The following is a 21811-nucleotide window of genomic DNA, read 5'->3' as shown; positions in this document are numbered from 1 at the left end:
TACTTAGCTTGATGAATGAAGTAAATAAAATTCTCAATAACTATCTTACTGGTTTAATTCATAAAAAAGCCATAAAAAGACAGTTTATAGGCAATCTTACTGAGTATAAATCAGAAGGATATCCGGATCCGCTGGGCGAAAAACAATTTTTAAAAGCAAAAGGTCTTATACACCGATATCCAGATAGGGTTGTGTTAACTGTTACCAATAAATGCTTTGCTTACTGTAGATTCTGCTTTAGAAAAAACAACTGGCAGAAATTCGACGGCTTTGACTTAAAAGAATCTTTAAATTACTTAAAGCAAACAAAAACAGTTAGAGAGATATTAATCTCTGGTGGTGATCCTTTTACTTTGAGCAATAAAGAACTACTAAACATTATAGATGCTCTAAACAATATAGATCACATAGAAACAATCAGAATCGGAACAAGGGTTTTATCAGCTTATCCCCAAAGAATAACGGACAACATAACCAAACAGCTATCCCAATACAAATCGATCTGGCTTGCCATACATATCAATCATTCAGATGAAATTACACAAGAATTTGTTATAGCTTCAGGCAAAATAATAGATGCAGGAATCCCGATTGTCTCTCAAACCGTACTTTTAAAAAACATAAACGATGATGTATATACGCTTAAAACCCTCTTTTGCACACTCACAAAATACAGAATCAAACCGTATTATCTTTTTGGATGCGATCAGGCATCAGGAAATGGGGTTTTCAGAGTAAGCATTGAAAAAGCAATGAAAATTATATCATCGCTTAGAGGAACAATCAGTGGCCTGTGCATGCCTTCTTTTGCATTTGATCTGCCAGATGGTGGGGGCAAGGTTGTGTTAGAACCAAATAGTATTATATCAAAAAACAAAAACCACTATATTTTTAAAAACTTTGAAGGAAAAAGGAGGGAGTATATCGATGTTTGATTTAGCAAAAACACTAAAGTCTATCAAAAAAAGGGCCAATAAGGATAACCTGGGAATGATTTTAGTCCACAACGGCGTTGTCAGAAAAACCTCCAAAGAAAACAACGAGCCAGTTAAAAAACTCTATATAAGCTACGATAAAGAAAAGCTTCAAAAAGAAATTAAGAAGATTAAGGCGATGAATTTTATTGAAGCAGTTGAGGTGTGGATAAACTCTGGATGGCTTGAGGTTGGAGATGACATCATGTATGTCGTATTAGCTGGTGATAGGAGAAAAAACATATTGCCTGTCTTTGAAAATCTTATAGAAACAATAAAAAACGAAATTGTTAAAGAGATAGAGGAAAAATGAAAAAGGTTTTAGTTGTAACTTTTTTGATCGTTTTTTTATTGTCAACAAAACTTAACGCTTGTGTGGTTTTTATCTACCATAAAATAGGTGACAACTCTACACCATCAACGAATGTTTCAAAAACCCTGTTTTTCAAACAGATGGCTTACTTAAAAAAGTATAATTACAATATAATAAGCTTAAAAAAACTCTTCAATCTACTAAGCAGCAAATCCAGTTTGCCTCCAAAATGTGTTGTGTTGACTTTTGATGATGGATACAAAAGCATTTTTACACCAATAAAAAAGGTTATCAAGCTATACCATTATCCGATCACGGTTTTTATACCAACTCAGGCAATTCAATACAGATATCCCGCATATCTCACCCTAAAACAGATTAAAGAATTGATGCATCTTGGCGTTGATTTTCAGTCTCACAGTTTTGCTCACCCTCGCTTCACCAGCCCACCTAAAAATCTCGATCGCACAAAATATTTAAAATGGATAGAAACAGACCTCAAAAAAAGCATAGATTTTTTCAAAAACTATTTAGGCTACAAACCCTATGAATTTGCCATACCCTACGGAGATTACAACAAAACCGTTATTCAGGCTGCAAAAAATGTTGGTTTTAAAATAATCCTTACACAGGATGCAACACCGCTTGGAAAAAATACACCCCTTTATCTCATACCAAGAGAGCCGATACTGGGTAGATACTGGTCAGCCATGGCTCACTTTAAAGAGGTTCTCAATGAAAAATACCTGGCAGTAAAAAAACGTATACCTGATATAGGAAAATGCGATAGAAAGCCTAAAATCATAGGCGGCGAGATTTTAAATATAAATAGATACATTAAAAACAGCTTTTACATATACACATCTCAAACAGGCTATATTAAAGCAAAAACAAAGGGCAATCTGGTCTATATCAAGCCGAATTTTAAATTTAGAAAAAAACTACTGCGTGTTGGTATTAAAGCCTTAACCAAAAACCACAAAAAAGCTGTTATTTTATGGATGATTCAGCCAACGAAAGTTAAAAACCGTTGATTTTTTATAGCTTTATCGTTATACTTCTCTACGCAAAAAAACGGGGAGGTATTTGAGATGAAAAGAACTTTTCAGCCACACAATAAACCAAGGAAAAGAACACACGGCTTCAGGGCAAGAATGAAAACAGCAGGCGGTAGAAAGGTTTTATCAAGAAGGAGAGCCAAGGGTAGAAAAAGATTAACAGTTTAAAAAAGCAGTTCTCTTCTCTTAAAGGTAAAGAGTTTAAGGAGATATACAACAGCGGCACTAAAATTGTGACGCCTTATTTTGTAATTTTTTTAAAAAAGGCAAGCGAATTCAAAGTTGGTGTGATTGCAAGTAAAAAAATAGGCAACGCAGTCAAAAGAAACAAAGCAAAAAGAAGATTAAGGGAGATTGTGAGGTTATCTCAATTAGATATAAGCAGAAATTTATGGATAGTGTTAATTGCAAGAAAACCCGTTTTAGCCGCCAATTTTAATGAAATGAAAACACTATTCATTCAAAAAGTAAACAATGTTAGCAAAGATAAGCAAAACAATAGGTAATTTTTTTATATCCATAATAAAATTTTACCAGAAATATATATCACCGCTGCATAGACCATCTTGCAGATTCTATCCCACCTGCTCAAATTATGCAATTGAGGCAATAAAGAAATTTGGACCTTTTGAGGGCTCCATTATGGCCGTATATCGCATTCTAAGGTGCGGGCCATGGAGTGCAGGAGGTTATGACCCACCAGACAAACCACTTTTTAATATAAAAAGGAGAAGCAATGGAAGGCAATGAAAAAAGGATTCTTTTAGCCATATTGGTAGTTACACTTTTGATTACATCCTATACTTATTTCTTTTTACCCTCACAACCTACAAAAACAACTAAATCAAATCCAAAAAAGAACAACAAGTCAACAAAACTTATAGAAAATAAGGTCAATAAAACAGTATTAAAAAATGAAAAGGTTATTAGCGTAGAAACTGATAACTATATCTTAAAAATCTCATCTCTTAACGGTTCTATAAAGTCACTCATTTTAAAAAAATATAGTGTTAATAAAAAAAATATTGAGCTTGTAAAAGCAACCGGAAATTACAATACATTAGAAACTGTCTTTGAAAACAAAACGCTTGAGCATTTAGAGGAAACTATGCCCTACAAAGCCAGCAATGAGCATCTATTGCTTTTGAATAAAAAAGCCGGTAGTCTTGTCTTAACTAAAAAATTTGATAACTACACGATAATAAAAACATTTAACTTTAAGAATGGGCAGTATTACTTTAGTTATTCTATAAAGGTTTTAAAAAACGACAAAGTTGCAAAAGAGGCCTTTTCGATCTATGCTGGGCCTGATTTAGGAGATCTACAGAAGAAAAAATACTCCCACCTTGGCGCTGTGGCTTTAGTTGATAATGACAAAATAAAAACAGACAAAAAGATTACACCCGATGAGAAGATTCACTGGATTGCTCTTGAGAGTAAATACTTCTGTTTTGCTTTTCTTCCTACTAAATCAAATCGTCTACTTGCCGGTTATACTCATTTAAACGATGGGAATTATATCTATGTAAACTCCAAAACGCCTTCTGAGTTTACCATCTATGCTGGTCCAAAAAGCAAAGAAACAATAGCCCCTGTGGATCATAAGCTATCTAAAATAATTAGATTTGGCATGTTTGGCTTTATTGGTAAACCCTTGCTTTATGTATTAAACTGGCTTTACTCCATCTTTGGCAATTACGGTGTTGCAATAATTATTTTAACTGTATTGATAAGGATTTTATTCTATCCGCTGAGCTTTAAATCCTATAAATCGATGAGAGAGATGGCAAAACTGCAACCCAAGTTAAAAGAGTTGCAGGCAAAATACAAGGGCAAACCGGATCAACTAAACAAGGCAACCATGGAGTTGTATAAAAAACACAAAGTCAATCCGTTTGGTGGATGCCTGCCAGTTATCATTCAGATCCCTGTATTCTTTGCACTTTACAATGTTTTGCTTAACGCAATAGAGCTTAGAGGTGCACCTTTTATCCTATGGATTACAGATTTAAGCACAAAAGACCCATACTATGTTTTGCCGATTATCATGGGTATAACGATGTATATTCAACAAAAGTTGACACCCTCAACACCAGACCCAACACAGCAGAAAATCATGATGTTTATGCCCATAATATTTACCATTATGTTTATGGGATTCCCTTCGGGTCTTGTGTTATACTGGACAACAAACAATCTATTGACATTATTACAACAGCTAATCGACTCACGAATCCTTGCTGCTCAAGAAAAGAAACTAAAGCACAATGCTACATGATAACGATATTATAGCGGCAATAGCAACAGCAAAAGCTGAAGCTGCCATCGGTATCATAAGGGTCAGTGGAAATAACTGCTTAGAACTTTTGCCAAAAATTTTTACTAAACGGCCACCATACCAGCACAGAAAAATATACTACGGCCACATAATTGACAGCAATGGTGAAATACTTGATGAGGTCTTGGTCAGTATATTTAAAGCTCCACACTCCTATACGGGTGAGGATTCGTTTGAAATAAGCTGTCATGGAGGTCTTGTTGTTTTAAACAGCGTACTTGAGAGAGTAATTGAAGCTGGAGCAAGGCTTGCTCAGCCTGGTGAATTTACAAAAAGAGCCTTTCTTAATGGAAAGCTTGATTTATCTCAAGCTGAAGCTGTTGCAAAGGTAATCTCATCAAAAAGCAAAAGGGCTTTATTTGTTGCTCAAAGACAACTCAGAGGAAACTTTTCTGATAAATTAGATGAAATCAGAGAACAAATTCTTTTTTTGATGGCTGAAAATGAAGTGAGAATTGATCATCCAGAAGAAGAATTAAGCGATTTAGAAATTGAACTAAAAATAGCTATATTAGGTCAAATTAAACAAAGGTTGATCGATATTTTAAGGGCTTCTGAGTCATCCCATTATCTGTTTGAGGGAGTATATCTAACCATTGCTGGCAAACCCAATGTAGGGAAATCAAGCCTTTTAAATGCGATAGTTGGCTCAGATAGGGCAATAGTAACAGACATTCCAGGAACAACAAGGGACATTATAAAAGAGCAGTTTACCATAAACGGTATCCCTTTTTTAATTATTGACACTGCTGGCATAAGAAACTCAAAAGATAAAGTTGAACAAATAGGAGTAAAACTTTCATTTGATGCGATAAACAAAGCCGATCTTGTATTGGCAGTGTTTGACGGCTCTCAAAAATTAGAAAAAGAGGATTTTGATCTTATTAGTTACCTAAAAAAGATTGATAAAGAAACCATAGCTGTAGTTAACAAAATAGACTTAAAGCAGCAATTAGATATTCAAAATATTCCATTCAAAAAAATTGTTAAAATTTCAACACTGACTAAAACTGGATTGGAAAAGCTGCTTGATGAATTAGCTCAGTTTGCAACTAAAGGCATAGTTGATGCCGATATTGTTAGTCTTACTGCCCAGCAAAAATCCAACCTAAAAAATGCGATAATAACGACAGACAAATTGGTTGATGATATTAAAAATGATATTGACCCTGCTTTAATTAGTGTTGACTTTCTTGAGCTTTCCAGCTATCTTGATGAAATAGTTGGACGAATCACAAACGAGGACATGCTGGATGTTATGTTTAAAAATTTTTGCATAGGCAAGTAAAATGTTTCACGTGAAACAGGGGAGCAAAAAATGATATATCCTAAAAATTACGATGTAATTGTTATAGGCGGGGGGCATGCTGGTATAGAAGCCGCTTTAATAAACGCACGCCTGGGTTTAAAAACACTTCTTTTAACTATATACCTCGACTCTATCGGTCAGATGAGCTGCAACCCTGCTATTGGCGGACTGGCTAAAGGCCATCTTGTTAAAGAAGTAGATATTTTTGGCGGCGAGATGGCACGCTGCATCGATGCCACAGGATTACAGTTCAAGATCTTAAACAAAAGCAAAGGACCAGCTGTCTGGTCTTCAAGGGCTCAGGCTGACATGACAGCATACAAGCTAAGGATGAAATACACATTAGAAAGACAAGAGAATTTAGACATAAAACAGGAAACGGCAGATGAAATTCTGGTTGAAGATAACAGGGTGGTAGGAGTAAAAACCAACCTTAAGAACGAATACCTGTCAAAAGCCGTTGTTGTAACAACCGGTACATTTATGAAAGGCAAAATATTCATTGGACTTGAAACATTTGAGGCAGGCAGAGCGTGGGAACCCCCATCAATAAAACTATCAGACAGCCTAAGAAGTCTTGGTCTTAAAATAGGCAGACTAAAAACAGGCACAACTCCAAGATTGGACGCAAGGACGATAGATTTTGATGCAGTTATTCCTCAACCGGGTGATGAGGACCCGATCCCTTTCTCATTTAGAACACAGAAGCTCAACAGACCAAACATACCGTGCTATTTAACATATACAAACGAAAAAACACACGAGATAATATTAAAAAATCTTGATCAATCTCCGTTATATAGCGGGCTTGTTGATTCAGTGGGTCCAAGATACTGTCCATCTATCGAGGATAAAGTGGTTAAATTCTTTGAAAAGAAGCAGCATCAGATATTTTTAGAACCAGAGGATGAAAAATCTACCGAGATTTATGCAGATGGTCTGCACACATCGATGAGCTATGAGGTTCAACTAAAATTTTTAAGATCGATAAGGGGTCTGGAGCAGGTTGAGATACTGAGGCCTGGCTATGCGATAGAATACGACTTTGTTATACCCACCCAGCTAAAACATACACTTGAAACAAAAAAGATTAAAGGCCTGTTTTTAGCAGGGCAGATAAACGGAACAAGCGGATATGAAGAGGCTGCAGCACAAGGCATCGTTGCAGGTATTAATGCCGCTTTTTCCATTATGGGCAAAGAACCGTTTATAGTAAGAAGGGATGAGGCATACACGGGTGTATTAATCGACGATCTTGTTACAAAAGGCACAAAAGAACCCTACAGAATGTTTACATCAAGGGCCGAATACAGGTTGATTTTAAGGGAAGACAACACTCACTTAAGACTTGCAGAAAAATCATTCAAGGCAGGATTGTTAAAAAAAGAAGAATACGAAATGGTTATTGAGCAAAAACGCAAAATTGAAGAAACAATTAAAAAACTAAAAACTACATATATCTACCCAACAGCTGAAACAAATGAGAAACTCAAAAAATTAGGCACAGAAATTATTAAAACAAAAACAGACCTTGCAAAACTTCTGCGACGCACAGAGATGAACTACGACAAACTAAGAGAATTGAAAGAAGAATTAGAGGAATTGGACAGTTATATAAAACAGGAAGTTGAGATAGATATAAAATACGAGGGCTACCTCAATCTACAAAAGCAGCAGATCGACAAATTTAAGAAATATGAAAACATGAGAATTCCACCTGATTTTGATTATACAAAAGTAGGCGGATTATCAAATGAGGTTAGAGGCAAACTTATGGAGATAAAACCATCATCCATTGGTCAGGCAATGAGAATTCCTGGCGTAACTCCAGCTGCCGTGTCAATTTTGATGGTTTACATCAAAAAACACAATGAAAGACTCAAAAACACGGCTTGAAAAAGGATTTCAAAAGCTAAAGCTTCCTGCAAAAAATATAGATAAATTTTTAGAATTTTTAGACATATTAAGCCAGTGGAATAAAAGCATATCTTTAACCACAAAAAAAGAGGAAATTGTCTTAAGTCATCTACTTCTACCATCATTGATGTTTTTCAAATTTTTTACAGATATAGAAACAGTTGTCGACATAGGTTCTGGTGCTGGTTTTCCTGCAGTAATTTTAAAAATATATCAGCCAGAGCTAAGCATCACAATGATTGAATCTAACGCCAAAAAATGCAGTTTTTTAAGATATGTTTGCTCCAGATTAAATCTTACCTGCAATATTATAAACAATAGGATAGAAAATTTAAGCACACCATTTAAGGCTAATTGCATAACGGCAAGGGCCATAAATCTAAAACCACTAATGGACGCTATAAAAAGAAAAATAAGAGCTGATTATCTTTTTTATATGACTTCCAAAGACAATCAGCTCCCGTTAGTATTAACTGAAGAGTTAAATTTTAAAAAACATCACGCAAAAATCTATAAATTATAATACCGGCGGGCTCACAACCCAGATGGTTTCTACATCAACATCTCCTACATTTCTATAGGAATGTGGTTGACTGGATGAGAAATAAAAGCTATCACCAGGTTCTAAAACCTTAACCTGATCGCCTACTCTCAACTCTAATTTTCCCTTTAAAATATATCCAAACTCCTCACCTGCGTGCCTGTGCTCTCCCTTAGAATCACAACCAACAGGCACAACCTTGTAAAGCGGCTCCATAGCTTTATTAGAGATCTTTGCCACCAGCAGTTCTGCATAAACATGGCTTCCAGGATAGATAATCTGGGTTCTTTCCTCTTTGGTTAGAAAGATTTTATCATTCGTTTGCTCATCACTTAACAGATCCCTAACCTGAACATCTAAAGCCTGAGCGATCTTTTGTAAAACACTAATAGAAGGCACAGCCTTTCCTGTTTCTATTTGTGAAATATAAGCATCCGTACAACCCACCTTCTCAGCTAACGCCTTAAGTGTCAATCCTTGCTTTTTTCGATAACTCTTAATCTTCTCAGCCATCTTCATCGCCACTAAATCCTCCCTAATAAAAATTAACTAACAGGCATAAGCATAAAAAAAACAGGGGCTTTTTGTCAAGCCCCTGCTAATTCATACCTACGCCCAAAGTTAACATTAAGAAATATTAAGAAGCCTCTTCAAACTGTGCTTTTAGGCCCTCCCACATTGCATACCAGGCTGAGAATGCTGTCAAGATTCCTTCATATCCAGCAAATGTTGTAATGGCCTTACTGCCTGTGTAATGTCCTATAACAAGCAGAATGAATAGAATCTCCAATAAAACAAAAACCACAATGACCGAGGTATGCCCCGACTTTAACACAACAATCGTCATGATGGTTGTGAAAATGGTCCAAGCAATTAGTGTTATTCCAATAGCAGGACCCAATGCAGCTGCCGGAACCAAACCAAGTTTTGTAAAGTAGATTAAACTGGCTAAAGCCATCCAGAATGCACCATAAGAACCGAATGCTGTCATTCCGAATGTGTTACCCGTCCTCATTTCCATAAAACCAGCGATTAACTGAGCCAGACCTCCGTAAAACAATCCCAATGGCAATGTTGCATCAAGTGCTGCTGGCACAAGACCTGCGTTGTGTACATTAAGCACGAATGTTGTTAAAGCAAATCCACCAAGTCCCAACGGTCCAGGATTAGCAAGTTTCCCTTCAGCCATAAAACACCTCCACTCAAAAAATTAATTCAACTAAACAACTCTTAAAATTGTAATTATATTTATACTGATTTTTTTAATTTTGTCAAGTGTAAAATTAAGTGAAGGTTAAAATTTACTACGACCGCGCGTAATTATTAAGTAAAAATCTATTTCATCTGTATCTTTTCTTACTATTGCACGGGGAATTTTAAACTCAGAGTCAACTTCGGGCTGAAAAATCCTCTGGCCAATAATATAACCACGTCTAAAGTTTAAGCCTTTAATAATCTCATCAAGCCAGCAATCATATCCACCAAAAGGATAAGCAATATCCTCAACAGGGTAAAACTTTGATAAAATGTCAATTGATTTTTTTATTTGATTATATGCCTCATTACGACTTAGCTTTAAAAGGTTTTTATGTTCATACGAATGAGAGCCTATCACCATACCCATATTAACCAGTTCTTTAATATCAGCCTCATCAAGCATCTCTACACCATCAAGCGTTTTACCAATATGTGCTGCGGCGATAAAAAAAATAGCCTTAAATCCATGTTTTTTAAGAATCTTTGCGGCAGTTAAGTTATCTTTATAGCCATCATCAAATGTTATCAAAACATACCGTTTATTAAGATAGCTTTTGTTTTTAACAATTTCATCGATTTGTGTTGGTAAAATGGACTCAAAACCCTTCTTTTTTAAATACAGAATCTGTTTTTCAAACTTAGTCAAACTTATCGAAAATTTATCAAGCGGAGTGTGGGTTTCTTTATCATCAATTCTGTGATACAGAAGCACAAGAATACCCTTTTTTGTGGGTCTAAAAAAATTATAACGAGCCAGAAAAGCTAAAATAAACAAAAGAAAAATCAAAAAAGGAATCATTTATCAAGCTCTTTTAATTTTGCATATTTTACCATACTGTAAAAACATGAAAAAAAAGCAAATAGCGAGCCTTCATAACCATCCAAAAATGCAGCTTTTAACACAAATCTTTTAAAACACTCTGCAAAAAAACGCCCAAAAACAAAGGCTTTTGAAACCCTTTTATTGTTTTTAAACAGCTGCTCTGCAGCAAGCGATGTGTATCTATTAAATTTTTCAAAATAATCCTCTATGCTGTCATAGCTGTAATGCAGCATGGTGTTTTTTAACCTTTTGGCTGGTGCTTCAATTCCTTCATGCACAGAATCTTCTCTAAACCAATACCTGCCCTTTTTAAAAAGCCTTACATGGTAGTCGGGGTAATTTCCTCCAAACCTTAAAGGTTTTCCCAAAAAAATCAGTTGAATATTGATGGCATAAGCATCAGATTGGGGGGATTTAAGCGTTTTTATAATCTCTTCTTTTAAAGCCTCAGTTACAACCTCATCTGCATCAACACTCAACACCCAATCGGTAGATAGCTTTGAGATAGCAAAATTCTTCTGCTTTCCATAGCCCATCCATTCTTGAACAAAAAACTTATCGGTATATCGGGATACGATTTCTAATGTGTTATCACTGCTACCTGAGTCAACAACAACTATCTCATCACAAAACGAAACACTCTTTAGCGTGCGTTCTATTGAGTGCTCTTCGTTGTAGGTAATTATAGCGCATCCTAAAGACACTACTCACCTAAAAGCCTTTTTCTTGCCTCTTCAGACATCATAGAGGGATTCCACGGTGGATCCCAGACGATCTCTACACTGACATCGTTTGCACCAATCTCTTTAATTCTATTAACAACATCCTCCTGAAGTGGCGCAACAAGTGGACAGCCCGGCGTTGTTAGAGTCATAACAACCTTAACATTATCGTTTTCGTCGATATCTATACCGTAGATAAAGCCAAGATTAACAACATCCAGACCTATCTCCATATCAATTACATTGTAAAGGGCATCAATAACATCTTTTTTTGTTAGTTTACCCATTAAAGCCTCTCCTTATTTTTTGGTTTAAACCTCAAAATATTTTTTGCCTGTAGATTGACAGGTTTCTTTTTGCTTTCAATTTCTGAGTTTAGCTTTTTAACAATATCTGTATCTTCTTTTAAAAACTTTATAGTTAGAATGTTATCGGTGTTCATTATTATCATGCTGCTTTTGTATAAAGAGGTTTCGTTATCAAGTGGCTCAAGTTCAATTTTTCCATCTTTATCAATACACTTATGCACATTATCGATCTTTAAACCCAGATATGCCTGCTCCTCCAAAAAAAACATAAAATCCTCATTTTCATCAAAAATGCTATCAACCGAGCCTATATAGCAATCACCACCAACCATATCGATTCTCAACCAGATTCGTGCCATTTTTTAACCTCAATCAAGCGGCAGTTTATCTGCCAGATTAAATTCTTTCTCAAAAGCACTTGCAAGTTGATAAATTATACCCTCTCTAAAGGCATCTGCAACAATCTGTAATCCAAGCGGCAAGTTATTTTTGGATAAGCCATTGGGAATACTGATTGCAGGAAGTCCGGCTATGTTTGCAGGTATGGTAAATACATCTGAAAGATACATTTGAAGCGGATTATTCACCTTCTCACCAATTTTAAATGCCTCGGTGGGTGTTGTAGGCAAAACAATACAATCAACTTCTTTAAATGCCTCATCAAAATCCTTTTTAATCAGACCCCTTAACTTCTGGGCTTTCAGGTAATATGCATCGTAATAACCGCTGGATAGCACATAGGTGCCAAGCATTATGCGCCTTTTAACCTCTTTGCCAAAGCCTTCAGAACGTGTTTTTATATACATTTCTCCTAAATCATCGAACTCTTCAGATCTAAAACCATACTTCACACCATCATATCTGGCAAGGTTGCTGCTTGCCTCAGCTGGAGCAATAATATAATAATCGCTAACGGCGTATTTTGAATGTGGCAGATCAACTTTTGTAATTTCACACCCCAATCGCTTTAGGATTTCAAGTGTATTTTCCATCGCCGATTTTACATCATCTGAACTTTCCTCAATCGCATCTTCATATACGCCAACCCTCAAACCTTTAACAGGCTTATCAAGATAGGCTGTAAAATCTTCAACCTCAACATCTGCACTGGTTGAATCCATTTCATCCCTGCCGCAAATAATATTCATTAAAATTGCATTATCCCTTACATCCCTTGTTATCGGTCCTATTTGATCAAGACTGGATGCAAACGCTACAAGCCCATAACGCGACACCCTTCCGTAGGTTGGTTTAAAGCCAACAACTCCGCATAAACTTGCAGGCTGTCTGATTGAACCCCCTGTATCTGAGCCAAGCGCAGCTATAGCCTCACCGCTTGCAACAGCAGCAGCAGAACCACCGCTTGAGCCACCGGGGATCCTATCCAGACTCCAGGGATTTTTTGTTGTGCCAAAATATGATGTTTCTGTAGATGAACCCATAGCAAACTCATCTAAATTGGTTTTGCCTATAAATGTAGCTGCTGCCTCCTTTAGCTTTTTGACGGCTGTCGCATCAAATATAGCCACATAGTTTGAAAGTATTTTTGAGCTGCATGTGGTTGGTTTACCTTCAATATGCATGTTATCTTTAATTGCAATGGGGATATTTTTTAAAAACCCGTCATCCTTGTATGTTTCAAACTCCTCAAACACATTAACATAGGCATTTATCTGTTTATCCTTCTCATTAATCCTTTCAAGTAGCGATTTATAAATATCGTAAGCGGTTATTTCACCTTTTTCAATAAGCTCAATCAACTCATGTAAAGTTTTTTTAAACAGCATGGCTACCTCTCAATCACCTTAGGCACCCTGAAGGCACCGTAGGCGGCATCTGGAGCATTTTTAAGTGCTTTTTCATTGCTGATCGAGGGTTTAACAACATCCTCTCTAAAAACATTTTTTAATTCCACAATATGGTAAACCGCATCGCAACTGCTTAAATCAAGCTCATTAATCTGCTCCATATAGTTCAAAATATCATTAAACTGATCTACAAATGTATCAAGCTCACTATCGTCTATGTTCAGCATAGATAGTTTTGCAATCCTTTTCACCTCATCCTTTGTTATCATCCTTATACCTCACTCTTCTAAAAAAAAGTCCCTTTGCAGGAGCCTTAAAAGATTTAACATTGCCCTTGGAAAAAATTATATTACCTGCATCGCCTTTTTGCAAGCCCTTAGCATATTCAACAAGTAAACCTACAATATTTCTCACCATTCCACGCAAAAAAGCGTTGGCTCTAATATGCACAACCACAAAATTTCTGATCCTTTTTATCCTTATAAAATGAACCTCTCTAATGCAATTCTTTTGATTATCCTCATTTGCAACAAAAGAAAAATCCCTTCTGCCTACAAAATAACGGCTTAGCTCTTTCATTCTTTCTAAATCTATTTTTTCTAAAACATGCCAGCAGTAGTTTGAAACAAAGGGTAAAACATCCCTGCAGTTGCAAATAAGATATAAATAATCTCTGTAGAGTGCTGAATATCTGCTATGAAAATTATCATCAACATTTTCTACATTCAAAACCCTGATATCTGAAGGAAGTAGGCTGTTTAACGCCCTTTTAAGGTTTTGGTGCTCTATAAAAAACAGAGGCTTAAAATCGATAACCTGCCCAAAGGCATGAACACCACTATCGGTTCGGCCCGCAAAATTAATCCTTATATCCTCTTTAAAAACCTTTGCTATTGCTTTTTCAAGCTCACCCTGAATTGTCTTTGTATTGGGTTGTATCTGAAAACCGTGATAGTTTGTGCCGTCGTATGCTATCGTTAGCTTGAATCTTATAGTGAGCTACCTCCAACAAGGATAGAAGGTATTCTTAAAGTCGGTTCACCATCGCTAACAGGCACACCCTGCCCGGATTTTCCGCAAGTTCCCACTTCTATACCAAAATCATTACCAACCATATCGATTTCGTTTAACAATTTAGGTCCATTGCCTACAAGTGTTGCACCCCTAACCATGTCGGTTATTTTTCCACTTTTAATGAGATAGCCTTCTGCTACCTCAAAAACAAAATCGCCCGTTGTAGGATTTACCTGACCGCCACCCATTCTTTTAACAAAAAGACCCTCATCGACACTTGATATAATATCATCAGGATCGTCACTACCGGGCAAAATATAAGTATTAGACATCCTTACGATAGGTGGATATCTAAACGATTCTCTTCGTGCATTACCTGTGGTTGTTAAGCCTGCTTTTCTTGCATACCGTTTATCAAACATATAGTTTTTAAGAATCCCATTTTCTATCAAAAGGGTATTTTGAGCTTTTTCTCCTTCATCATCATAGGCAAATGAACCCCTCATATAAGGCCTTGTGGCATCGTCAACAACGCTGATTTTCTCATTTGCCACCTTTTTGCCCAACCTGTTTTTATAAACACTCATATCCTCAAATACCAAATCAGCTTCAAGTCCATGCCCAACAGCCTCATGGATCATGGTTCCACCGGCCTTGCTTGAAAGCACTACAATCATATTTTTCGCCTTAAGTGTCGGTGCCTTAAGAAGATTAAGCAGTTTCTGGGTTTCTTCTGTTGCTATCTGCTTAAAATCAAAATCAGCAAAAAACTCAAATCCTCCAAGGCATCCAAATGGCCTTCGCAGACTTTGAACAACACCGTTTTCTTGTGCTGTAATTTCAAAAAACAAAACCGTATATATCCTTTCTTCCTCAACAACCCTGCCTGTTTCATTTATTATCTTGATCTGTTTTTTTGCATCGGAAAATGTCATCGAAACCTGTTTAATTTGATTATAAGCATAAGCTACATCGCAAAAGGTTTGATAAATCTCAACAATTTTATCTATATGGGGATTATAACCACCATACATTTCCACTTTTGCAGCTGGCAGTCTGTTTAGCTGATAAACACCCTCTTTTGGGTTTGCAACATCACCTAAAAACCTTGCTATCTTTTCTATATTTTCAGGGCTTTTATCAAAGGAGGATGAATACAATACAGATAATCCCCTAACAAGTCTTACACCAACACCGCTATCTATACCAACCTTTATAGATTCTATTTCTCTATTTTTTGCCTCTACAACCCTTGTTTCAGTTCTCTCTATATAGATATCAAAAAAATCAGCCTTCGCATTTTTCAAAATAGAATAAGCCTTGCTATACATTCTGCCTCCAAAAAAAGGAGGGGCTAACCCCTCCTATCTGCCAAGTTTCTCCTCAAGCTTTTTAATATTGAGTATCGTTGTCATAACGCTATCTGGATTCAGGCTCATGGAATCTATACCTTCCTCAACCAAAAACTCTGCAAAATCGGGAAAATCACTTGGCCCCTGCCCACATATACCCACAGGCTTGCCGTGTTTATGAGCCGTTTGAATAAGCATATGAATCATTCTTTTTACAGCAATATGTCTTTCATCAAACAGATGTGCAACAAGACCAGAATCCCTATCGATACCCAGTGTAAGCTGGGTTAAATCGTTTGATCCTATGGAAAATCCATCAAAGATCTCCGCAAACTCATCGGCACAGATTACATTGCTTGGAATCTCTGCCATCACATATATTTCAAGTCCATTTTCACCCTGAACAAGGCCGTTTTTTCGCATCTCTTCAATTACTTTCTTGCCTTCTTCGGGTGTTCTACAAAATGGAATCATCAATGCAACATTGGTTAAACCAAACTCATCTCTAACCTTTTTCATAGCCCTGCACTCTAAAGCAAAACCCTCTCTGTATGCATCGGAGTAGTATCTTGATGCACCTCTAAAGCCTATCATCGGGTTTTCCTCTTCGGGCTCAAACTCAGCACCGCCAATCAAATTTGCATACTCGTTTGTCTTAAAATCGCTCATTCTCACAAGAATCTGATTGGGGTAAACGCTTGCAGCAAGCATTGCAACGCCTTCAGCTAATTTATCAACAAAATACTGCGGCTTATCATCATAACCTCTGGTAAGCTTAGCTATGATCTCTTTGGCTTTTTTATCCTCAAGCTCATCGTAATGAATCAAAGCAAGTGGATGCACCTGAATAAAGGAGCTTATAATAAACTCCATCCTTGCAAGACCTATACCGTCATTTGGAATACCGGCTGTCTGGAATGCTATGGCAGGATTACCCAAATTCATCTTTATCTGCGTTTTGGGCTTTTCGATCTTGGAAAGATCCAGCACCTCTACTTCATAATCCAGCTTGCCTTCATACACATATCCAATTTCACCCTCTGCGCAGGATATTGTTATTTCCTCACCCGTTGATAGCTTCTCTGTTGCATCACCACAGCCAACAATGGCAGGCACCCCAAGCTCCCTTGAGATAATTGCCGCATGACAGGTTCTGCCGCCCCTGTTTGTAATGATGGCAGCAGCCTTTTTCATTATCGGCTCCCAATCGGGGTCGGTCATATCTGTGACAAGAATCTCACCATCCTTAAATCTATCCATCTCCTCAGGCGTCTCTATCACATGCACCCTGCCTGTTGCAATTTTGCTGCCAACTGCGATACCCTCAACAAGCACCTTTCCTTTTTCTTTGAGCTTGTACGTTTCAAGTACACTTAAATTCTTTTGAGATTGAACCGTTTCTGGCCTTGCCTGAACCACAAACAGCTGATTCGTTTTTCCATCTTTTGCCCACTCAATATCCATAGGGGTATAGCGGCCGTTTCTCTTTGTGTAGTGATTCTCTATCTTTATAGCCCAATCAGCAAGTGTTAAAACATCCTCATCACTTAATGAAAACCTAAATCTTTCCTCCTCTGTTGTTTCAACATCCTTAATACCGCCGTTTTCATCATAAACAGCTTTGGTAAGCTTGGATCCTAACTGTTTTTTTATAATAGGCTTATAACCCTCCTTTAGCGTGGGCTTAAAGACAATAAACTCATCGGGGTTAACCTTTCCTGCTACGATATTTTCACCAAGACCGTAGCTTGCATTTATTACAACAACCTTATCAAAACCGCTTTCTGTATCTATGGAAAACATAACACCGCTTGCTGCAAGGTCGCTTCGAGCCATCTTTTGCACGCAGACAGACAATCCCACTTTAAAATGGTCAAAGTTCTTATCATGTCTGTAGGATGTAGCCCTATCTGTAAATATAGATGCATAGCAGCTTTTTACATAATGGATTACATTATCAATACCCCTTACATTGAGGTAGGTATCCTGCTGTCCTGCAAATGATGCATCGGGTAAGTCTTCTGCGGTGGCAGAGCTTCTTACAGCTACATCGCTTGCCTCTTCGTTGTAATAATCACTGAGCTTTTGATAGGCTTCTTTAATCTCTTCATATAGATCATCGGGCAGCTGTGCATTAAAAATAAGCTCTCTTGCTTTAGCTGTTTTTTCTTTTAGATTGTTGATATCATGGGTGTCAAGATCTTTTAAAACATCCCTGATTTTATCCCTTAAATTGTTGTAATCCAATAGATACCAGTAAGAATCAGCAGTCAGAGCAAAACCGTAGGGAACATTAACACCTTCATTTTTAAGCTCCCTGATCATTTCACCCAAAGACGCATTCTTGCCACCAACGATATGCACATCGTCTGCTGTAATCTCATCCAGCCACTTGATATACTTCACGGTAAACACCCCCCAAAAATTAATTAAAAAGAGTGCTAAAATAATACAAAATCAAAAACCCGCTATCAAGCAATTTTCATAAAAAAATAAACCTATTTTAAAAATTACAGTTACTTTATTATCTGTTTTAAACAATTAATTTGCAAATAAATTAATAAATATTCCTAATTTTTTATTGAAATTTCAATAATATTGAGTATAATATTAATTGCAGCTTTAAATTTTAATTTATAAAAACAGGGGGTGTGACATGAACAAGGATGTAGAGAAATTTATGGAAATGAGAGATTTCCTGTTAAATGTAAAAAGTTATGAAGAAGCAAAGAAGGGATTTGAGTGGCCTGAAGTGGATGAATTCAACTGGGCATTAGATTTCTTTGACCCTATGGCTAAAGATAACAACAGGCAGGCTCTAATCTGGGCTGATGAAGAGGGATGTTCAAAAATTATGACATTCGATGAACTGCGGAGAAAATCAAACCAGGTAGCAAATATGCTTGAGGACCTGGGCTTACAAAAAGGTGATAGGGTTTTTATAATTGTTGAAGCAATCCCTGAAGTTCATGAGTTAACCCTTGCATTAATGAAAACAGGTGGAGTTTTTATACCAGGGGCAACCATTCTTCCTGCAAAAGATATTTCAGATAGAATTCTAAGAGGAAATGTAAAATTCTTAATTACACAGGATAGATATATTGAGAAAATGGAGCATGTAAGCAAAGAAGCTTTATCCAATCTCAAAGCATTGATAAATATAGGAACAATTGAAAAAGAAGGCTGGGTCAATTACAAAAATTACAAAAAATATTCAGAAGAATATTCACCCAAAAGTCCAACAAAAGCAAGCGATGAATGCTATCTATTTTTTACATCCGGAACAACTGCAAAACCAAAACTGGTAATACATACCCATTCTTACCCAATAGGCCATTTAACAACAATGTACTGGATCAACGCAAAAAAAGATGACATACATTACAATATTTCGGCTCCCGGATGGGCAAAATATGCATGGAGTACAATTTTTGCTCCATGGAATGCAGAAGCAATAATATTTGTATTCAAGTATGAAAAGTTTGAAGCAAAAAAGGTTCTACGTGCTATGGAGAAGTTTGGTGTAACATCACTATGTGCACCTCTTAGCGTATTAAAACTCCTAACACTCGAAGACCTTGAATTATATGATCTAAAACTGAGAAATGTTGTTAGTGCAGGTGAACCATTAATTCCTGAAGTGGTAAAAAAAGTAGAAAAAGCCCTTGGCGGAATACAAATAAGGGAAGGCTATGGTCAGACAGAAACAACTGCTCTAATAGGAAATTTCCCGGGTGAGCCAAGAAAAGATCTATCTTTCGGTAAACCAGCTCCTGGTTTTGAAATTGCTCTGCTTGATGAAAACTTTCAGCCTGTAAAACCAGGCGAAGATGGTCAGATATGCGTAAGAATTCAACCAAAAAAACCGCTGGGGCTTCTTGCAAAATACGATGATGAAGAAGTTAACAATAGAGTGTTTCATGGAGAATGGTATCAAACAAGTGATTCTGCTTATTATGATGAGGATGGCTATTATTTCTTCGTTGGCAGAACAGATGATGTATTTAAGAGCTTAGATTACAGGATATCTCCGTTTGAAGTTGAAAGTGAGATATCTGAGCATCCCGCGGTTTTGGAGGTTGGAGTTGTTCCAACTGTTGATGAAAGGGAAAGAATTGTTCCCAAGGCATTTATCGTACTAAAACCTGATTACAGACCCTCAAAAGAGGTTGCCTTAGACATATTTAAATTCATCAGAGAAAATATGGCTCCCTATAAAAGACCTCGAGTAATAGAATTCCTGCAGGAATTTCCAAAAACAATCAGTGCAAAAATTATGAGAAGAGAACTAAGGGCCTATGAAGAAGAGAAACATAAAGCAGAAGCCCAGCAAGGCATGTATGAATTCTGGGAGAGTGACTTCAAAGATGAACTGGATTTAGGAAAAAGAAAGATTTAAATACTATTGCGGGGGAATTATTATGGAATTTGAACTCAAACCCGAGGAGAAATTAGCCCAACAAACAGCTAAAGAGTTTGCTGAAAAGATTCTGAAGCCAATCTCTAAGAAAATAGACGAGGAAGATAAGATCCCAGAAGAAATACTACAGCAACTGAAGGATTTAGGTTTTTTTGGCGTGTACATGCCAGAAGAGTATGGAGGCGCAAACTTAAGTTTTTTAGCCTACATATTGATAGTAAAAGAGATTTCAAAAGCATCAGCTGCAACAGGTGTTATGCTTGCCGTCCATAACTCCCTCACCTGCGCCTCCATTAACAGATTTGGCACATCAGCCCAAAAAAATAAATATCTAAAAAAACTTATAAAAGGTGAAAAAATTGGATGCTTCATGCTTACAGAACCAGAAGCTGGTTCAGATGCTGCAAATATTTCAACGAAGGTAGAAAAGGACGGAGATAATTACATTATAAACGGAGAGAAAATCTTTGTCACAAACGGTGGATATAAAGGATATGGGATTCTTTTTGCCACTCATGATAGAGTCCTCAGACACAAAGGCATATCTGCCTTCATTGTGGATTTAGAAAAGCCAGGTGTTGAAATAATCAGAAATGAAAACAAAATGGGGCTTCATGGAGCCTATACAACCGCTATTGCGCTTAACAACCTAAAGCTCTCAAAAGAAGAACTGTTAGGTGAAGAAAAAAACGGCTGGTCAATTGCAATGTTTTTGCTTGATGCATCAAGGGTAACAATAGCAGCCCAAGCTTTGGGTATTGCTGAGGCAGCCTTTGAGGAAGCATTACATTATGCCAGTGAAAGAAAACAGTTCGGTAAAAAAATCAGTGAATTTGAAGCAATCAGATTTAAGCTTGCTGACATGGCTTTAAAGATCGAGGCAAGTAAACTTCTAACATATCATGCAGCATGGCTAAAGGATACTGGTAAAATCCCCATTAAAGAAGCATCCATGGCAAAGATTTTTGCATCTGAGGCAGCAAATTTTGTTGCAAAAGAGGCTATCCAGATTTTTGGAGGGTACGGATATATAAAGGACTATGGAATTGAAAGATTTTTCAGGGACGCAAAGGTGACTGAAATATATGAAGGCACCAATGAAATTCAAAGGGTTGTGATAGCAAAAGAATTACTTAAAAATTTAAGTTAAAGGAGCCCCCCAATGGTCTATTTAGTAGAAGCCCTAAGAACCCCCTTTGGTAGCTTTGGTGGTGGCCTATCCACCATCAAAGCCCCTATTTTGGCAAGTGAGGTGATCAAAGCACTCCTAAAAAAGACATCCCTTTTGCCTGAAGATGTGGATGAGGTAATTATAGGTAATGTTGTCTCAGCAGGTGTTGGTCAGGCACCAGCAAGGCAGGCATCCATCTATGCAGGTTTGCCTGTAACCATTCCTGCAATGACAATAAACAAGGTCTGTTGTTCTGGACTAAAAGCCATCATGCTTGCTGCAGGCTCTGTAATGCTTGGTGACTCTCAGATAGTTATAGCAGGTGGAATGGAAAACATGTCTATGGTTCCCTACTATCTACCAAAGGCTCGCTTTGGATACAGGATGGGAACAGGCGAGGTTATAGATGGTATGGTCTTTGATGGTCTGTGGGATCCCTATGACAACATCCATATGGGTCTTATAGCAGAGCAAATAGCAGAAGAG

Annotated in this window: 24 protein-coding genes; 13 read left to right on the top strand and 11 right to left on the bottom strand. The window is 37.0% G+C overall.

The window, feature by feature from the left end:
- Nucleotides 1-11 precede the first annotated feature (11 nt).
- From EK17_RS08635 to rsmG, 10 genes are read left to right on the top strand one after another with little or no spacing between them, the layout of a single operon-like run.
- Nucleotides 12-935 (top strand): KamA family radical SAM protein, encoded by a 924-nt coding sequence (locus tag EK17_RS08635; protein ID WP_051904552.1) that lies wholly within the window; start codon nucleotides 12-14, stop codon nucleotides 933-935.
- Nucleotides 928-1287 (top strand): molybdenum cofactor biosynthesis protein MoaE, encoded by a 360-nt coding sequence (locus tag EK17_RS08630; protein ID WP_035589766.1) that lies wholly within the window; start codon nucleotides 928-930, stop codon nucleotides 1285-1287. The genes EK17_RS08635 and EK17_RS08630 overlap by 8 nt, the downstream gene beginning before the upstream one ends.
- Nucleotides 1284-2321 (top strand): polysaccharide deacetylase family protein, encoded by a 1038-nt coding sequence (locus EK17_RS08625; protein WP_051904551.1) that lies wholly within the window; start codon nucleotides 1284-1286, stop codon nucleotides 2319-2321. Before EK17_RS08630 ends, EK17_RS08625 begins: the two co-directional genes overlap by 4 nt.
- Nucleotides 2322-2378: 57 nt before the next feature.
- The gene (gene rpmH, locus EK17_RS08620; RefSeq protein WP_022671092.1) at nucleotides 2379-2513 is read left to right on the top strand and encodes a 50S ribosomal protein L34; all 135 of its coding nucleotides are present in this window, start codon (nucleotides 2379-2381) and stop codon (nucleotides 2511-2513) included.
- Complete coding sequence (gene rnpA, locus EK17_RS08615; protein WP_084675139.1) at nucleotides 2501-2851, top strand: ribonuclease P protein component; 351 nt, start codon at nucleotides 2501-2503, stop codon at nucleotides 2849-2851. Before rpmH ends, rnpA begins: the two co-directional genes overlap by 13 nt.
- Nucleotides 2820-3095, top strand: coding sequence for a membrane protein insertion efficiency factor YidD (yidD, locus tag EK17_RS08610; RefSeq protein ID WP_051904549.1), 276 nt, complete (start codon nucleotides 2820-2822; stop codon nucleotides 3093-3095). The genes rnpA and yidD overlap by 32 nt, the downstream gene beginning before the upstream one ends.
- Nucleotides 3082-4623 carry a membrane protein insertase YidC gene (gene yidC, locus EK17_RS08605; RefSeq protein ID WP_035589763.1) on the top strand — a complete coding sequence of 514 codons (1542 nt, stop codon included), beginning with the start codon at nucleotides 3082-3084 and terminating at the stop codon, nucleotides 4621-4623. Before yidD ends, yidC begins: the two co-directional genes overlap by 14 nt.
- On the top strand, nucleotides 4613-5971 hold the full coding sequence (gene mnmE, locus EK17_RS08600; protein ID WP_035589760.1) for a tRNA uridine-5-carboxymethylaminomethyl(34) synthesis GTPase MnmE: 1359 nt from the start codon (nucleotides 4613-4615) through the stop codon (nucleotides 5969-5971). Before yidC ends, mnmE begins: the two co-directional genes overlap by 11 nt.
- Before the next feature lie 30 nt (nucleotides 5972-6001).
- Entirely contained in the window at nucleotides 6002-7888 is a 1887-nt protein-coding gene (mnmG, locus tag EK17_RS08595) for a tRNA uridine-5-carboxymethylaminomethyl(34) synthesis enzyme MnmG (RefSeq protein WP_035589758.1), read from the top strand.
- Nucleotides 7863-8432 (top strand): 16S rRNA (guanine(527)-N(7))-methyltransferase RsmG, encoded by a 570-nt coding sequence (gene rsmG / locus EK17_RS08590; RefSeq protein ID WP_035589756.1) that lies wholly within the window; start codon nucleotides 7863-7865, stop codon nucleotides 8430-8432. The genes mnmG and rsmG overlap by 26 nt, the downstream gene beginning before the upstream one ends.
- Here rsmG and EK17_RS08585 read toward each other — a convergent pair.
- The 11 genes from EK17_RS08585 to ppsA all read right to left on the bottom strand — a co-directional run bounded on the left by EK17_RS08585 (nucleotide 8427) and on the right by ppsA (nucleotide 18140).
- On the bottom strand, nucleotides 8427-8963 hold the full coding sequence (locus EK17_RS08585; protein ID WP_198018183.1) for a helix-turn-helix domain-containing protein: 537 nt from the start codon (nucleotides 8961-8963) through the stop codon (nucleotides 8427-8429). The two genes, rsmG and EK17_RS08585, sit on opposite strands and share 6 nt — an antisense overlap.
- Before the next feature lie 124 nt (nucleotides 8964-9087).
- A complete protein-coding gene (locus EK17_RS08580) occupies nucleotides 9088-9639 on the bottom strand; it encodes an acetate uptake transporter (RefSeq protein ID WP_035589754.1) in 552 nt (183 codons plus the stop codon).
- Nucleotides 9640-9744: 105 nt separating this feature from the next.
- Complete coding sequence (locus tag EK17_RS08575; protein WP_035589752.1) at nucleotides 9745-10506, bottom strand: polysaccharide deacetylase family protein; 762 nt, start codon at nucleotides 10504-10506, stop codon at nucleotides 9745-9747.
- A complete protein-coding gene (locus tag EK17_RS08570) occupies nucleotides 10503-11234 on the bottom strand; it encodes a glycosyltransferase family 2 protein (RefSeq protein ID WP_035589749.1) in 732 nt (243 codons plus the stop codon). The genes EK17_RS08575 and EK17_RS08570 overlap by 4 nt, the downstream gene beginning before the upstream one ends.
- Nucleotides 11234-11539, bottom strand: a complete 306-nt coding sequence (locus EK17_RS08565) for a metal-sulfur cluster assembly factor (protein WP_035589747.1) — start codon at nucleotides 11537-11539, stop codon at nucleotides 11234-11236. The genes EK17_RS08570 and EK17_RS08565 overlap by 1 nt, the downstream gene beginning before the upstream one ends.
- Nucleotides 11539-11919: a hypothetical protein gene (locus EK17_RS08560; RefSeq protein WP_035589745.1), complete on the bottom strand. Its 381-nt coding sequence runs from the start codon at nucleotides 11917-11919 to the stop codon at nucleotides 11539-11541. The genes EK17_RS08565 and EK17_RS08560 overlap by 1 nt, the downstream gene beginning before the upstream one ends.
- Before the next feature lie 9 nt (nucleotides 11920-11928).
- Nucleotides 11929-13347 (bottom strand): Asp-tRNA(Asn)/Glu-tRNA(Gln) amidotransferase subunit GatA, encoded by a 1419-nt coding sequence (gatA, locus tag EK17_RS08555; protein ID WP_035589742.1) that lies wholly within the window; start codon nucleotides 13345-13347, stop codon nucleotides 11929-11931.
- A 2-nt stretch (nucleotides 13348-13349) separates the two neighbouring features.
- Entirely contained in the window at nucleotides 13350-13637 is a 288-nt protein-coding gene (gatC, locus tag EK17_RS08550; protein ID WP_035589740.1) for an Asp-tRNA(Asn)/Glu-tRNA(Gln) amidotransferase subunit GatC, read from the bottom strand.
- Nucleotides 13621-14343 carry a tRNA pseudouridine(38-40) synthase TruA gene (gene truA / locus EK17_RS09315; RefSeq protein WP_269557970.1) on the bottom strand — a complete coding sequence of 241 codons (723 nt, stop codon included), beginning with the start codon at nucleotides 14341-14343 and terminating at the stop codon, nucleotides 13621-13623. The genes gatC and truA overlap by 17 nt, the downstream gene beginning before the upstream one ends.
- 14 nt (nucleotides 14344-14357) lie before the next feature.
- The gene (locus EK17_RS08540) at nucleotides 14358-15713 is read right to left on the bottom strand and encodes a TldD/PmbA family protein (protein WP_035589736.1); all 1356 of its coding nucleotides are present in this window, start codon (nucleotides 15711-15713) and stop codon (nucleotides 14358-14360) included.
- Nucleotides 15714-15746: 33 nt separating this feature from the next.
- The gene (gene ppsA, locus EK17_RS08535) at nucleotides 15747-18140 is read right to left on the bottom strand and encodes a phosphoenolpyruvate synthase (RefSeq protein ID WP_156957540.1); all 2394 of its coding nucleotides are present in this window, start codon (nucleotides 18138-18140) and stop codon (nucleotides 15747-15749) included.
- A gap of 250 nt (nucleotides 18141-18390) precedes the next feature.
- Between ppsA and EK17_RS08530 the strand changes: the two genes are divergently transcribed.
- The 3 genes from EK17_RS08530 to EK17_RS08520 form a co-directional block, all read left to right on the top strand.
- Nucleotides 18391-20133 carry an acyl-CoA synthetase gene (locus EK17_RS08530; protein WP_035589730.1) on the top strand — a complete coding sequence of 581 codons (1743 nt, stop codon included), beginning with the start codon at nucleotides 18391-18393 and terminating at the stop codon, nucleotides 20131-20133.
- A 22-nt stretch (nucleotides 20134-20155) separates the two neighbouring features.
- Nucleotides 20156-21304 carry an acyl-CoA dehydrogenase family protein gene (locus tag EK17_RS08525; protein ID WP_035589727.1) on the top strand — a complete coding sequence of 383 codons (1149 nt, stop codon included), beginning with the start codon at nucleotides 20156-20158 and terminating at the stop codon, nucleotides 21302-21304.
- A gap of 12 nt (nucleotides 21305-21316) precedes the next feature.
- Nucleotides 21317-21811, top strand: a 495-nt coding sequence (locus tag EK17_RS08520; protein WP_035589724.1) for a thiolase family protein, incomplete at its 3' end; no start/stop codon positions are given.

The sequence above is a fragment of the Hippea jasoniae genome (genome assembly GCF_000744435.1).
GTDB classification, from domain to species: domain Bacteria; phylum Campylobacterota_A; class Desulfurellia; order Desulfurellales; family Hippeaceae; genus Hippea; species Hippea jasoniae.
Note: the sequence above shows the minus strand (reverse complement) of the source record. Positions and strands in the feature narration are given on the sequence as shown.

Bases quoted from the DNA above. Each gene is read 5' to 3' on its own strand.
- EK17_RS08635 (WP_051904552.1), top strand. From the start codon at position 12: ATGAATGAAGTAAATAAAATTCTCAATAACTATCTTACTGGTTTAATT.
- EK17_RS08630 (WP_035589766.1), top strand. From the start codon at position 928: ATGTTTGATTTAGCAAAAACACTAAAGTCTATCAAAAAAAGGGCCAAT.
- EK17_RS08625 (WP_051904551.1), top strand. From the start codon at position 1,284: ATGAAAAAGGTTTTAGTTGTAACTTTTTTGATCGTTTTTTTATTGTCA.
- rpmH (WP_022671092.1), top strand. From the start codon at position 2,379: ATGAAAAGAACTTTTCAGCCACACAATAAACCAAGGAAAAGAACACAC.
- yidD (WP_051904549.1), top strand. From the start codon at position 2,820: ATGTTAGCAAAGATAAGCAAAACAATAGGTAATTTTTTTATATCCATA.
- yidC (WP_035589763.1), top strand. From the start codon at position 3,082: ATGGAAGGCAATGAAAAAAGGATTCTTTTAGCCATATTGGTAGTTACA.
- mnmE (WP_035589760.1), top strand. From the start codon at position 4,613: ATGCTACATGATAACGATATTATAGCGGCAATAGCAACAGCAAAAGCT.
- mnmG (WP_035589758.1), top strand. From the start codon at position 6,002: ATGATATATCCTAAAAATTACGATGTAATTGTTATAGGCGGGGGGCAT.
- rsmG (WP_035589756.1), top strand. From the start codon at position 7,863: ATGAAAGACTCAAAAACACGGCTTGAAAAAGGATTTCAAAAGCTAAAG.
- EK17_RS08585 (WP_198018183.1), bottom strand. From the start codon at position 8,963: ATGGCTGAGAAGATTAAGAGTTATCGAAAAAAGCAAGGATTGACACTT.
- EK17_RS08580 (WP_035589754.1), bottom strand. From the start codon at position 9,639: ATGGCTGAAGGGAAACTTGCTAATCCTGGACCGTTGGGACTTGGTGGA.
- EK17_RS08575 (WP_035589752.1), bottom strand. From the start codon at position 10,506: ATGATTCCTTTTTTGATTTTTCTTTTGTTTATTTTAGCTTTTCTGGCT.
- EK17_RS08565 (WP_035589747.1), bottom strand. From the start codon at position 11,539: ATGGGTAAACTAACAAAAAAAGATGTTATTGATGCCCTTTACAATGTA.
- EK17_RS08560 (WP_035589745.1), bottom strand. From the start codon at position 11,919: ATGGCACGAATCTGGTTGAGAATCGATATGGTTGGTGGTGATTGCTAT.
- gatA (WP_035589742.1), bottom strand. From the start codon at position 13,347: ATGCTGTTTAAAAAAACTTTACATGAGTTGATTGAGCTTATTGAAAAA.
- gatC (WP_035589740.1), bottom strand. From the start codon at position 13,637: ATGATAACAAAGGATGAGGTGAAAAGGATTGCAAAACTATCTATGCTG.
- EK17_RS08540 (WP_035589736.1), bottom strand. From the start codon at position 15,713: ATGTATAGCAAGGCTTATTCTATTTTGAAAAATGCGAAGGCTGATTTT.
- EK17_RS08530 (WP_035589730.1), top strand. From the start codon at position 18,391: ATGAACAAGGATGTAGAGAAATTTATGGAAATGAGAGATTTCCTGTTA.
- EK17_RS08525 (WP_035589727.1), top strand. From the start codon at position 20,156: ATGGAATTTGAACTCAAACCCGAGGAGAAATTAGCCCAACAAACAGCT.